This window comes from Enterobacter asburiae (genome assembly GCA_011754535.1).
GTDB lineage: Bacteria > Pseudomonadota > Gammaproteobacteria > Enterobacterales > Enterobacteriaceae > Enterobacter > Enterobacter cloacae_N.
Window position 1 is genome coordinate 2,226,882 of record JAAQVN010000001.1, and the last position, 12,638, is coordinate 2,239,519.

At 52.3% G+C, this 12,638-nt stretch carries 10 protein-coding genes; 6 read left to right on the forward strand and 4 right to left on the reverse strand.

Annotated elements, in window-relative coordinates; translation table 11 throughout:
- Positions 1–115 precede the first annotated feature (115 nt).
- The gene (locus HBM95_10540) at positions 116–2,698 is read left to right on the forward strand and encodes an EAL domain-containing protein (GenBank protein ID NIH43369.1); all 2,583 of its coding nucleotides are present in this window, start codon (positions 116–118) and stop codon (positions 2,696–2,698) included.
- Positions 2,699–2,764: 66 nt separating this feature from the next.
- On the opposite strand, the gene uspF is transcribed toward HBM95_10540, so the two are convergent.
- On the reverse strand, positions 2,765–3,199 hold the full coding sequence (uspF, locus tag HBM95_10545) for a universal stress protein UspF (GenBank protein NIH43370.1): 435 nt from the start codon (positions 3,197–3,199) through the stop codon (positions 2,765–2,767).
- Positions 3,200–3,470: 271 nt separating this feature from the next.
- Positions 3,471–4,142, reverse strand: a complete 672-nt coding sequence (locus HBM95_10550; GenBank protein ID NIH43371.1) for an MgtC family protein — start codon at positions 4,140–4,142, stop codon at positions 3,471–3,473.
- Positions 4,143–4,595: 453 nt separating this feature from the next.
- On the opposite strand from HBM95_10550, the gene HBM95_10555 reads away from it, so the two are divergent.
- A complete protein-coding gene (locus tag HBM95_10555) occupies positions 4,596–5,804 on the forward strand; it encodes an MFS transporter (protein NIH43372.1) in 1,209 nt (402 codons plus the stop codon).
- Between the two features lie 17 nt (positions 5,805–5,821).
- Here HBM95_10555 and HBM95_10560 read toward each other — a convergent pair whose 3' ends face one another.
- On the reverse strand, positions 5,822–6,811 hold the full coding sequence (locus HBM95_10560; GenBank protein ID NIH43373.1) for a 2-hydroxyacid dehydrogenase: 990 nt from the start codon (positions 6,809–6,811) through the stop codon (positions 5,822–5,824).
- A 361-nt stretch (positions 6,812–7,172) separates the two neighbouring features.
- Between HBM95_10560 and HBM95_10565 the strand changes: the two genes are divergently transcribed.
- The 4 genes from HBM95_10565 (at position 7,173) to HBM95_10580 (ending at position 11,606) form a co-directional block, all read left to right on the forward strand.
- A complete protein-coding gene (locus HBM95_10565; protein NIH43374.1) occupies positions 7,173–7,928 on the forward strand; it encodes a DUF4225 domain-containing protein in 756 nt (251 codons plus the stop codon).
- A 525-nt stretch (positions 7,929–8,453) separates the two neighbouring features.
- Positions 8,454–11,093, forward strand: a complete 2,640-nt coding sequence (locus HBM95_10570; GenBank protein ID NIH43375.1) for a YdbH family protein — start codon at positions 8,454–8,456, stop codon at positions 11,091–11,093.
- A complete protein-coding gene (locus tag HBM95_10575) occupies positions 11,090–11,281 on the forward strand; it encodes a YnbE family lipoprotein (protein ID NIH43376.1) in 192 nt (63 codons plus the stop codon). The genes HBM95_10570 and HBM95_10575 overlap by 4 nt, the downstream gene beginning before the upstream one ends.
- A gap of 7 nt (positions 11,282–11,288) precedes the next feature.
- Positions 11,289–11,606 carry a YdbL family protein gene (locus tag HBM95_10580; protein ID NIH43377.1) on the forward strand — a complete coding sequence of 106 codons (318 nt, stop codon included), beginning with the start codon at positions 11,289–11,291 and terminating at the stop codon, positions 11,604–11,606.
- Here HBM95_10580 and feaR read toward each other — a convergent pair whose 3' ends face one another.
- Positions 11,607–12,515: a transcriptional regulator FeaR gene (feaR, locus tag HBM95_10585; GenBank protein ID NIH43378.1), complete on the reverse strand. Its 909-nt coding sequence runs from the start codon at positions 12,513–12,515 to the stop codon at positions 11,607–11,609.
- Positions 12,516–12,638: the final 123 nt, after the last annotated feature.

Sequence of the window (12,638 nt, forward strand, 5' to 3'; positions counted from 1 at the left end):
GTTATAAAAATAAACGCTGATTTAAGGTGTGTTTTTCACTGTAAATTTTTCCCTTTTTATGCCGATAAATGAAGATGAGAAAAAATTGACGTTATAGCAGTTAAGAAGGCGAATGATGACCCTACCTCTGACCACCTCTGGCTTTACGGATGTCGAGCAATCTAAAAGGCTGATAAATAAAACCTTTACCTATGTTGTAACGTTGCTGGTCGGTATTTTTGCGGCGGCAATAGTATCTTTGCTGGTAATAAAAAATAATGTTAATGAAATCAGCGACAAGCATGACGAATTTTTATTAAGAAAAGCGTTAGAGGCCCGCCAGGAGAGCATCCGCAGTCATCTGAAAGACTATGCAGAGTGGGGCGATGCCTACAAACACCTCCATCAGAAAATGGATACGCACTGGGCATGGGACAAGCAGAATCTGGGCAAGTCGCTGTATGACAACTTTGGCTATGAGGGCGCGTTTGTCCTCTCCCCGGAAGGCACCACGCGCTACAGCGTGATTGACGGGAAACTGAAACAGGAAGAACTGGAGCGCTGGTTAGGTACATCGACAAAAGACCGTTTACTCAGCGAACTGAGCAAAAATAAGGGATTGCCGGTTTCTGTACTAACGCTAATTGATTCCATGCCTGCCATTGTATCTGCTGAATGGATAACAACGGGCGATGATACCAGTGTACACCCCCTACCGGGCCGGCCTTCGGCAATGGTGTTTGTAGATAAATTAACGGCTAAGAAACTTCTCACGATGGGGCATGATGCCGCCATTAAAAATGTTCGCATCTTACCCAACGCGTTGGTTTCTAAAATAAACGATCGGACGGAATTAACATTAAGCACCCAGAAGGGTGATGTGCGGATTATCTGGGACAGCGAAAATCCCGGCCAGGCGTTGATCGTCTATTTTCTGCCGTTACTTATTCTTTCCGTACTGCTTACAATAACGATGACGGTAATTCTCATGCGTCATATTATGCACAAGGCGAAAATTCATGACGAAAATGCCTTTCTCCTTGAGCAGGCACGGTTGAATCTTATCACCAGTGAAAAACGATTCAGGGATGTCAGCGAAACAACCAGCGACTGGTTCTGGGAAACAGATTTATCGTTAACTATAACGTGGCTATCAGGCCGATTTTCCACTGTTACGGGATATGAAAACAGCAAATGGATAGGTCGCAGGCTGGATGAACTCTTTCCTTCAACAGGAGACCTGCTTCGTGATTGTGTCAGCCATCGGGAATTAACAGGACGCTTTGAATTCAGGAACTGTCCTTATATCAATAATCAGCACTCCACCTCTTATTGCACGCTTTTGGCAAAATTTTCTGCTCAGGCTGATGGAACGGTAGTTTTACGCGGGGCGGCAACGGATGTCTCTCTGGAAGTAGAGGCAATAAAACGCGTGGAGTTTCTCTCCCGCCATGATGAATTAACGGGGCTCCCGAACCGGTACCACATCAAGGAGTTTCTGGCGGGCCAGTTAGCTCAAGAAGGCGTCAACGCGAGCCCCTTTGCAATGATTTGCCTCGATTTAGACAAGTTTAAGCCCGTCAACGATATATTTGGGCATTCCACGGGCGACGCCCTGCTTGGTGAAGTCGCGTCACGACTTAAGGGCTGTATTCGTGACGGTGATTTTGTTGCACGGCAGGGAGGAGATGAATTTATGCTGCTCCTCGGCAACACCAGCCAAATAGATCGTATTGAAGAGGTGTGTCAACGCATCGTGCAGGAACTTAACCGTCCTTTCTCCATTGAAGGTAATGAGGTGACAATAGGCGTCAGCATGGGAATTGCATTGGCTCCGCGCGATAGCAGCAGCGCAAACGAGCTTCTACGCTATGCGGATATTGCGCTTTATCAGGCTAAACAATCCGGCAGAAACAGATGGGTCTATTATCGTCCGGATATGTCAGAAAAGTTGACCGAGCGCAGCAAGCTGGAATTAGAACTGAAGACGGCAATTCGTGAAGACCAGCTCTGCCTGCTCTACCAGCCGCGTTATAACCTCAGATATTCCCGAATAGATGCCGTGGAAGCGCTTGTGCGCTGGCAGCACCCGGTTAGAGGAACCATAATGCCCGATCGGTTCATTCCGCTGGCTGAAGAAACAGGATTAATTATTAGCCTCAGCAACTGGGTTATTCGTAAAGCGTGTGTAGAAACAAAAGGTAAATTACCAGGACTATCGGTATCCGTAAACATCTCTGCTATTGAATTCCAGGCAAGCGATCTCGCTGAACGGATAAAAGAGATCCTCCATGAAACAGGGCTTGAGCCCAACCGTCTGGAAATTGAAGTGACTGAAAACGTCACGCTTTCCGATCCTGAACAAACGCTGCTGACCATGAAGGCCCTTAAAAAAATGGGCGTGCGCATTCTGATTGATGATTTCGGTACGGGCTATGCGTCTCTGAGCTATCTTCGGAAGTTTCAGTTTGATGGCCTCAAGCTCGACAAAAGCTTTATTTTTGCTTTAGGCGATTCACCGCAGAACCAGTCGGTCGTCGAGAAAATTATCGATCTGGGTAAAGCCTATTCGATGGAGATAACCGCAGAAGGGGTGGAAACCATCGAACAGCTGTCGTTCCTTAAAAAAAATAAGTGCGATGAGGTTCAGGGCTACCTGCTTGGAAAACCGGCTGCCATTGCCGATCTCAATTTAAACGCGAACGTACTGAGTGTTTAAACGCGTTTTTTCAGCCCTGACTCAGGGAAGCATCAACGAAAAAAACCGGGCTTCTCGCCCGGTTTTCTATCTTACGACCAGTACCGGACATTTCGCATGCCGCACCACTGCTGCAGCATTTGAGCCTAACAGATACGTTGATATGTCAGGCTTGTGGGATGCGATGATAATCAGGTCAGCGCCGATCGTGTCAGCGAGCTTAAGAATCTGATCTTTAGGGGATCCCGTCACTGCGTGAGTCTGTATCTTGTCTGGAGGAATTTTGAACTGCTTAACAATTTCATCCAGTTTTGCTAAGGCCGCATGCTGGAACTCTTTTATCTTCGGCATTTCCACTGAGTATGCCAACCCTAAAGATGAATAGTAGGGTAGCGAGGGAATAACAGTTAGAAAATGGACTTTAGCCGTATTGAGTGCTGTATGTGCCTGAACGAACGGGATAACCATGTGGGTCAGGCTATCCTCGGAAATGTCAATCGGAACCAAAATAGAGTTGTACATTTGTCCCTCCTGAGTGTTTTTTACACAGTTCAGGTTAGACCGTTAATTTCAGGAAAACAGAGAGCAACGTGTCATAACGGGTACAAATTTCTGTTCTGTAGTATTTGTGCAGTCAAACTTGCCTGGCATTTCGTCGTGACTAAGTACATTCTCGCTTTATGGGCGAGTTGGCGCTCAGCCTTGATCGGCACATGTCCTTTTTTATGGGCAGCGAGCAGAGTAGCGTAAAATTATGCTAAAACAGAACCGGGCGTAATGCCCGGTTTAGTATTTATACTGCGTGACAGCTGACGGACGCGATAATTTTATTTCCGCCCATACTCCCCATAATCAGATCGAGTAATTTTCGGTATTCCTCACGGGTCATCACCTCAGCCCGAATTTCGGTTTTTCCCTCGGCGTGCGCCGTAGCGGAATAAATCGCTTTCAGACTTAACGTCAACTCTTTGGCCATATTTACGATGCTATTCCGCACTGCATCTTCATGCTCATCATTGCAGGTGATTGTCAGGACATAGCATTTTTCGTCTTCGTGGAGCGCGGGCAGCTGATTGATTCGCTGCGCGGCTTCACGAAGCAATATGTTGGCGCTGAGAATAATTAAGCTTGCCGTGGCGGCATTCCAGAATTGGCCTAAGCCGCACAGTACGCCAATTCCGGCCGAGCACCACAGCGTTGCGGCGGTATTCAAACCGCGAATGTTCATGCCTTCGCGCATAATGACGCCTGCGCCAAGAAAGCCTATTCCGGAGACGATCTGCGCTGCGATGCGCCCAGGGCTATCAGAAGACGTAGATATGGAACTTAAAATAAACACGGCCGCACCCGTGGCAACCAGTGCATTGGTACGAAGTCCGGCCATGCGCTGGCGCCACTGTCTTTCCGCGCCAATAATTGCGCCCAGCAGCATTGCTGCGAGCAGATGAGAGATATAAGGGAACATCAGCCTGTCGCCTGTTAACGTATTAAATAATAAGCGTCAGCGCTTCACAAAGCGCGCGATAACGCCGTTTAAACGCAAAGCATTTCAGGCGAAGGCGGCGGGAAAAGGGAATGTTTAAACATGACCATCGCGATTACCCACAATTTTAGTCTTTGTAAATGTATCGGGAGGCAATCGTCTGGAAGAGATTGCTGCCCACCGTTAAGGTAAGCAGCGAGAAAATCGCGTTAGCTTACCTTCGTATCGTATATAAAATGGCTGTCCAACGAAGAGCTCCTGTATGAATTTATCGTCAGTATAATCAGACGTATTAATGAGTAAAGCGAAAAAGAAGGGTCCGTGAGGATTTGTTTAAGATCGGGAAAATTGTTTTTTAGCGTTCATCTGGTTTTCAAAATACCCGGTATACTACGTTTTGTTCTTTTCAGGCGACAATATGCAAAGGCAGGAAGTATGTCCCTTCGTTCGCTGCGGGCGTTATGCCTCACAAGTTTTTTCATTGCCGACGTCCGCGATGGCCTCGGCCCTTTTCTCGGTATTTTCCTCACTGAGCGTCACTGGACCCCCGATGATATCGGCTTTCTGATGACGGCAGGTGGGCTGGCGGGATTACTGGCCACGTTGCCGGCGGGGGTTATCACCGACACCTCCCGGAACAAACGTGCCTTGCTGGCGCTGCTCTGCATGTTGATCACCCTGAGCACGCTGCTGCTCTGGTTTAGCCAGCAGACCAGCGTTGTCGCCGTCTCACAAATGGTCACCGGCATCTGTGCGGCGTTTGTCGGGCCGCTCGTCGCCGGGATTACGCTGGGGCTGACCGGCCAAAGCGGGTTCAGCGCACAGATGGGCAAGAATGAGGCGTTCAATCACGGCGGCAACTTTGTTACCGCGCTGATTGCAGGCGGCATTGCCTGGTACTGGGGCGTCGGCGGGATTTTCCTGCTGATGACCTGTACCACGCTGTTAACGCTCTGCGCGCTACTTGCCATCCGCAACGAGGACATTGATAACGACGCGGCGCGGGGGCTTTCATCCTCAGGAAGCGTGCCTGTCCCCGGCTTCGCGGTGCTGATTAAAAACCGGGCGCTGTTTGTGACCGGGCTGACGCTGCTGCTGTTCCACCTGGCGAACGCCGCGCTGCTGCCGATGCTGAGCATGAGGGTGGCCGCGGCACCCGCCTCGATCAACCCAGGCCTGTACGCGGCGGGCACCGTCATCATCTCGCAGGCGGTGATGATCCCCGTTGCCATCTGGGTCGCACACCGAATAGAACGCTACGGCTATTGGCGCCTGATTATGCTGGCGCTGCTGGTTATGCCGGTGCGCGCGGCGCTGGCGGCATCCACGGACGCGCCGCTGATGATGATCCCGGTACAAATTCTCGACGGGCTGGCCGCAGGGATCCTGGGGGTGGTGGTGCCGTCGTTTATCGTGGTGCTGTTGCGCGGGAGCGGGCACGTCAATGCCGGACAGAGCGTGGTGATGCTGATGCAGGGCGTTGGCGCATCCATGAGCCCGGCGTTAACCGGCACGATTGCCGGTCACTACTCCTTTGCGGCGGCATTCAGCGTCCTGAGCGCGATTGCGCTGGTGGCCGTCCTGCTTTGGTGGCGCTTTGCGCACCGGAGCTGGGAAACTGACAGCATGCCGGGTGGAGCATAGCGCCACCCGGGGTCACGTTAAACCAGTTCATTAGGGCAGGTTTCGCCCTTTTCCAGCTGCTGCAGGTTGCCCAGCGTGGTTTCTGAAATGCTGATCAGCGCTTCGGCAGTCAGAAATGCCTGGTGGCCGGTAAACAGCACGTTATGACAGGCAGACAGGCGGCGGAACACGTCATCCTGGATCACATCGTTGGACTTATCTTCAAAGAACAGATCGCGCTCGTTCTCATAGACGTCCATCCCCAGCGCGCCAATTTTCTGGGTTTTCAGCGCTTCGATAGCGGCCTGAGAGTCAACCAGACCGCCGCGGCTGGTGTTGATGATCATCACGCCGTCTTTCATCTGGTCAAACGCCGCCTGGTTAAGCAGGTGGTAGTTTTCCGGCGTCAGCGGGCAGTGCAGGGAGATCACGTCTGACTGCGAGAACAGGGTCGCCAGGTCAACGTACTCTACGCCCAGCTCCAGCGCCGCGGCGCTTGGGTACGGATCGAATGCCAGCAGACGCATGCCGAAGCCTTTCAGAATGCGTAGAGCGGCGACGCCGATTTTTCCGGTGCCGATCACGCCCGCGGTTTTGCCGTACATGGTAAAGCCGGTCAGCCCTTCCAGAGAAAAGTTGGCGTCACGGGTGCGCTGATAAGCGCGATGAATACGACGGTTGAGCGACATCATCATGCCAATAGCGTGTTCCGCGACGGCTTCCGGGGAGTATGCAGGAACGCGCACCACTCTCAGACCCAGCTCTTTCGCCGCGTCGAGGTCCACGTTATTAAAGCCCGCGCAGCGCAGGGCGATGTACTTCACCCCCTGTTTTTTCAACTCTTCCAGCACCGGACGACTGCCGTCGTCGTTAACAAAAATGCAGACGCCTTCACAGCCGTGCGCCGTTTTGGCGGTTTTTTCGGACAGTAGAAAGTCGAAAAATTCAAGCTCAAACCCGTAAGCCTCGTTAACATGTTGCAGATACTTTTTGTCGTACTGCTTTGTGCTATATACCGCGAGTTTCATAAGACTTTCTCCAGTGATTTTGCATTCACGTTAGCATGATTAAAATTATCTTACAATTTATAAAATATTATTGAATTCAATGAGTTCTATCAATTATTCTAGAGCATCTAAGCATTCTAACTCCATGATATTCAGTTCCATCAAATTCATAAGCAGGAATTTTATCCGAGGCACGCCTGCAAGTCCTGGCGTAGGGTTGAAAAGAACGAAGTGACCGTCACGGCACGCATGTATGTTTATATAAGAGATTTAACAACATCTAGCACGCAATACGTTCAGATTTGATATGCCCGGCGCCCTTGAATGTCTTGATATTGAAGGTAGTATTATGAGGAATGTTTAAAAATGACAGGGAGACCGAATGTACAACCATAATCGGGATAAAAGTCATTTCGAAGTGAAAGCGGTAGAGATAGAAAATCTTGCACAACGAATTGGCACAAAGCATTTGCTTTATGGTACTTCTGGCATATTTTTCGAGACTCAACAACTTGTTGATCGTCTAAGGAAGGAGATCGAATCGCATTGCCTGACCTGGTCAGGTGGGATTGAAATACTTGATGAACACATAGATCATCTGAAGGAACAGGATGATTTGCTTACCTTTAACAGAGCCAAAATGTTCATTGTCGTTGAAAAAAATCGCACAACCACGACGACATTAGCTCTTAAACAGATTGGTTTCGTTGCTGGCGGTGCACAAGTTTATGGTGGTGCTAGTTTATGCGTCGGTTCTCTTGGTTTGGCATGTGCAGCATATGGAGCACCTATGATTACGCATGGGTTAAATAATATGTATGAGAATGGGTACTATCTTCTCTATCGCGAAGATCGGTCAGGAACGCTAAGAGATGCATACCGATATGCAGCAGCGAAACTTGGCTATGGAAATAATGAAGCTGATATTGTCTATGGTGTGGTAGATATCTCATTATCAGCCTATGGTGCGGGCAGGCGAGTCCTCGCTCCAAGGGAAAAATCATGGAGTTTATTTCGCAACATAGAATCTGATTATATCAGAGGATGGCAAGAGGCCTCTAAAACCGCGATGGCTTTGGATTTGACCAGTGGAAGCGTCACCGGTTGGCAGATGTACCAGATAGCAAAAGAGAATTGATTATGTCGGAACAGTTTGAGTTGTCATTAACCCCACCCATACTTCCTGCTTTGTGCTATTTCATTGTATCCATTGCCATTTTCTTTTTTCTGTACATGGGAAAACTCACGGTAAACAGGCTTCGAAAATATCCCCTTTTTATTGCTTATACCCTGTTTGTGATAGCGTTCGCAGCAATACAGATTAACGTTTTTGCCAACGGCTATGAATTTGTTAGCGGCTTTTTACACATTGACTTTGATCCTTGGCGGTACGATTCAGTGTATTGGGGGTCATTGGTTTTCTCCATGCTTTACCTGCTGGCGATGCCGCGGAACAGATTCTAATTTGTAATCAACGCTACACCAGGCATAACCCATTGAATAATAAATCTGTTCAATGGGTTATGCCTTGCAAAAATTTACCACTTAACCCTACAACATCTATCCTTAAATCTGGCTTTGGCTTCAACTGACCCGCTAAACATGCGACAATAATCGGTATTGTCGGCTTAATTCTTTCGAAAAATCAGGATATTAACTGCCCATGAAGGGTAAATACAAAGCCGCCATTGCGGTTTTACTGCTGTTAATTTTGGTGCCGCTGACGCTGCTGATGACGCTCGCCCAGTGGGTGCCGACGCTCGCCGGGATCTGGCTTCCCGTCGGAACGCGCATCGCTTTTGAAGAGAGTCCAAAACTTACCCGCCATGCGCTGGTGATCCCCGATCTTCGCTATCTGGTTGAAGACTGCGAAATTGCCCGTATCAATAACGTGACGCTGTCACATCCGAGCCGCTGGAAACTGGATGTCGGCTCGCTGGACCTTAACGCCGTCTGTCTGAGCAAGATTCCTCAGTCAGCCCCGTCCACGGTAGCACCAAAAACGCTGGCCCAGTGGCAGGCGGTGTTACCGAATACCTGGCTCACCATTCACCGTCTGACGCTCTCGCCCTGGCAACAGTGGCAGGGCGAGCTGCATGCGTCGCTGACTCCGTCCATTCAGGAGATCGCCTATAAAGGCGAGCAGGTCAGCATTAAAGGCACGCTTCGCGGCCAGACGCTATCGGTCAGCCAGTTTAATGTTCAGCTCCCGGACCAGCCGCAGCCGATTAAGCTGGTGGGCGAGTTTACCTTGCCGCTGGTACCGGATGGCGTGCCGGTGAAAGGCCACGCGGTGGCGACCTTTAACGTGCCTCAGCTAACGTCTCTGGTCGATGCCGATCTGGACTGGGAAGACAATCAGGGGCAGCTGGTGGTCATGGCGCGAGACAACCCCGAGCCGCTGCTCGATCTGCCGTGGCAGATCACCGCGGAACAGCTGAACATCAGCGACGGGCGCTGGAACTGGGATCTCTCCGGTATGCCAGCGAGCGGCCGGGTTTCCCTTCGCGCCGACAACTGGCAGCAGGGGCTGGAGAAAACCACCCTGACCGGACGTCTGAATGTGCTTACCCACGGCGATGCGGGGAAAGGCAACGCGGTACTGAATATTGGGCCCGGCAGGCTCAGCATGGAAAACAGCGACATGCCACTGCATCTCAGCGGCGAGGCGAAGCAAAACGATCTCATTCTTTACGCCAGATTGCCGGCAAAACTGACCGGCAGCCTGTATGAACCGCAGCTGGCCTTTGCGCCGGGCGCGCTGCTTCGCTCGCGCGGGCGCATCATTGACTCGCTAGATATCGATGAAATCCGCTGGCCGCTGGCGGGCGTGAAGCTCACGCAGAAGGGTGTCGACGGTCGTCTGCAGGCTATTCTGCGCGCCCATGAAAACGAGATGGGTGATTTTGAACTCCACCTGGACGGCCAGGCCAACGATTTTCTCCCTGACAACGGCCTGTGGCAGTGGCGCTACTGGGGCAAAGGGCATTTTACGCCAATGAATGCCCGCTGGGATGTCGCCGGGAAAGGCGAGTGGCGCGACAACCTCATTGAGCTGACGGCGCTTTCCACCGGTTTTGACAAGCTCCAGTACGGCACGATGGACGTCAGCAAGCCGCGCCTGGCGCTGGAGCAACCGGTGCGCTGGGTCCGCGATCCCGAAAAGCCTACCTTCAGCGGCGCGCTGTCGCTCAATGCCGGGCAAACCCGTTTCTCCGGCGGCAGCGTTTTGCCGCCGTCGGTCCTGACCTTCAGCGTCGACGGCACCGACCCGACCATTTTTCAGTTTAAGGGTAACCTGCATGCGGACGCCATCGGCCCGGTGCAGGTGAACGGTCGTTGGGATGGGGAGCGCCTTCGCGGACAGGCCTGGTGGCCGAAACAGTCGCTCACCGTCTTCCAGCCGCTGGTCCCGCCGGACTGGAAAATGACGCTGCGTGACGGGGAACTTTATGCGCAGGTTGCCTTCTCTGCGGCCCCCGATCAGGGCTTTGAGGCGGGCGGGCACGGCGTGCTGAAATCCGGTAGCGCCTGGATGCCGGATAACCAGATCAACGGCGTCGATTTTGTGCTGCCGTTCCGCTTCAGCGAGGGGACCTGGTCCCTGGGTACCCGCGGCCCGGTCACGTTACGCGTTGGCGAAGTGGAAAACCTGGTGACCGCGCGCAACATTACCGCAGACTTGCAGGGGGATTATCCCTGGACGGAGGACAACCCGCTGCTGCTCACCAACGTCAAGGTGGAAATGCTCGGCGGGAAAATCACCATGCAGCAGCTGCGGATGCCGCAGCACGATCCGGCCCTGCTGCGCGTGGACAATATCTCCTCAAGCGAGCTCATTAGCGCTGTCAACCCGAAGCAGTTTACCCTGTCGGGTCCAGTGAGCGGGGCGCTGCCGTTCTGGCTGGACAATGAAAAATGGATCATTAAAGATGGCTGGCTGACCAACCCTGGGCCAATGACGCTGCGCATCGACAAAGATACGGCAGACGCCATCGTGAAAGATAATATGGTCGCGGGCGCGGCGATTAACTGGCTCCGCTATATGGAGATCTCGCGGTCGTGGACGAGAATCAATTTAGATAACCTGGGTGAATTAACCATGCAGGCGACCATCAAAGGGACCAGCCGGGTGGACGGCAAAAGCAGCTCCGTCAATCTGAACTATACCCATGACGAGAATGTCTTTACCCTCTGGCGCAGCCTGCGTTTTGGAGACAACCTGCAAACCTGGTTTGAGCAACATGCGGTGATACCTGCTCCCCGCAGTTCGACCGGCAAGGAAAGTGAGGAACAACAATGAAAAAGATGGCTGGTGCGCTCACCGTTGCCGTTGCCGCGCTACTGACCGGCTGTACGCCGCGCATTGAAGTCGCTGCGCCAAAGGAGCCGATTACCATCAACATGAATGTCAAAATCGAACACGAGATCCATATTAAGGTCGATAAAGACGTTGAAACCCTGCTGAAATCGCGCAGCGATCTGTTCTGAGGACGCCATGAAACGAGTAGCTCTGCTTTTACTGGCACTGGGGATGAACGTGCAGGCGGCTGCGCTGACCTTAAACGATGCCCGCGCGCAGGGGCGCGTGGGGGAAACCCTGAGCGGTTATCTTGCTCCGATCCAGCAGGATGCCGAAACGCTGGAACTGGTAAATCGCATTAACGCGGCGCGCACGGAGAGCTATCAGAAGCTCGCCGACAGCAACAATTTACCGGTTGATGAAGTGGCGAAAATGGCGGGGCAAAAGCTGGTAGCCCGCGCGCAGCCGGGCGAGTACGTGAAGGGCATTAACGGTAAGTGGCTGAAAAAATAGCTAGCGGTAGCGCTTGCGGTATTCCCCCGGCGAGACGCCAAAACGCTGCTTAAACGCCGTTGAAAAGTGGCTATGGTCGGTGAATCCCCAGCTGAAGCCAATGCCCGCCAGCTTTTCGTCATCTCCGGTTGACTGCAACGCCTGCGCGCAGAGATCCAGACGACGGTTTTTAATGTACTGCGCCACCACCAGCCCCTTCTCGGCAAACATGCGGTACAGGCTGCGCACGGACATTCCGCTCTCGGCGGCAATCCATTCCGGGCGCAGCGATTCAGACTGAATATGGTCGTCAATCAGCGCTACCACGTGCTGGAACTGGCGCTCCTTGCGCGGCTGAATGATTTCGCGCTGCTGGAAAGCGGGGCGCAGCAGGCAGATCATCGCTTCGAGCGCCGCTTCGCTCTCCCGGTCACTCAGGTCGGCATTGCTCATGCTCTCCATCAGCAGGCGATGGCTCAGCTGTACAGTGGGCAAGGTGCGGGAAAGGGCGGTTGCGCAGCTTATCTCCTGAAAGCGACACTGCTGCTCAATAATCTGACGGGGAACCAGCAGCGAAATCTGGCGGGACTTTTCCTGCCAGTTGATCGAGCAGGGGCGAGCGGCGTCAATCAGCGTAATATCGCCGGTTCTGAGCACCGCGCGACGCTCATCCTGCTCAATTTGCGCGCTACCCTCAAGCTGGAACACGGTATAGAACCAGGCATCGTTACTCTGTGTAATCTCCTGGCGGGAGCGGAACAGGTTAACGCCGCCTGCGGTAACGGTACTGAGCTTCAGGCTGCGCGCGTAGCTGGTCTCCAGCTCGCCGAAGAATTTGCCTTCGGTGGGCTGCGCGTTAAAACGGCCGCAAACCTGGTTAATTTGCGCCAGCCACTGCTGATACTGTTCCTGCTCACTTGCACACGCCATCGTTTCTCTCGCCGCACCGTCAACGTTTTCGCATTGTTGCATTTGTGTTGCATTTTGTCAGAGCTATGAGGCTGACTATAGGAAAGAACACTCACCGGTAACAGCGATATAAGCGACGATTAT

Excerpts from the sequence above, each read along its gene's own strand:
- HBM95_10540 (NIH43369.1), top strand. The coding sequence starts at position 116 with ATGACCCTACCTCTGACCACCTCTGGCTTTACGGATGTCGAGCAATCT.
- uspF (NIH43370.1), bottom strand. The coding sequence starts at position 3,199 with ATGTACAACTCTATTTTGGTTCCGATTGACATTTCCGAGGATAGCCTG.
- HBM95_10555 (NIH43372.1), top strand. The coding sequence starts at position 4,596 with ATGTCCCTTCGTTCGCTGCGGGCGTTATGCCTCACAAGTTTTTTCATT.
- HBM95_10580 (NIH43377.1), top strand. The coding sequence starts at position 11,289 with ATGAAACGAGTAGCTCTGCTTTTACTGGCACTGGGGATGAACGTGCAG.
- feaR (NIH43378.1), bottom strand. The coding sequence starts at position 12,515 with ATGGCGTGTGCAAGTGAGCAGGAACAGTATCAGCAGTGGCTGGCGCAA.
- HBM95_10565 (NIH43374.1), top strand. The coding sequence starts at position 7,173 with ATGTACAACCATAATCGGGATAAAAGTCATTTCGAAGTGAAAGCGGTA.
- HBM95_10560 (NIH43373.1), bottom strand. The coding sequence starts at position 6,811 with ATGAAACTCGCGGTATATAGCACAAAGCAGTACGACAAAAAGTATCTG.
- HBM95_10570 (NIH43375.1), top strand. The coding sequence starts at position 8,454 with ATGAAGGGTAAATACAAAGCCGCCATTGCGGTTTTACTGCTGTTAATT.
- HBM95_10575 (NIH43376.1), top strand. The coding sequence starts at position 11,090 with ATGAAAAAGATGGCTGGTGCGCTCACCGTTGCCGTTGCCGCGCTACTG.
- HBM95_10550 (NIH43371.1), bottom strand. The coding sequence starts at position 4,142 with ATGTTCCCTTATATCTCTCATCTGCTCGCAGCAATGCTGCTGGGCGCA.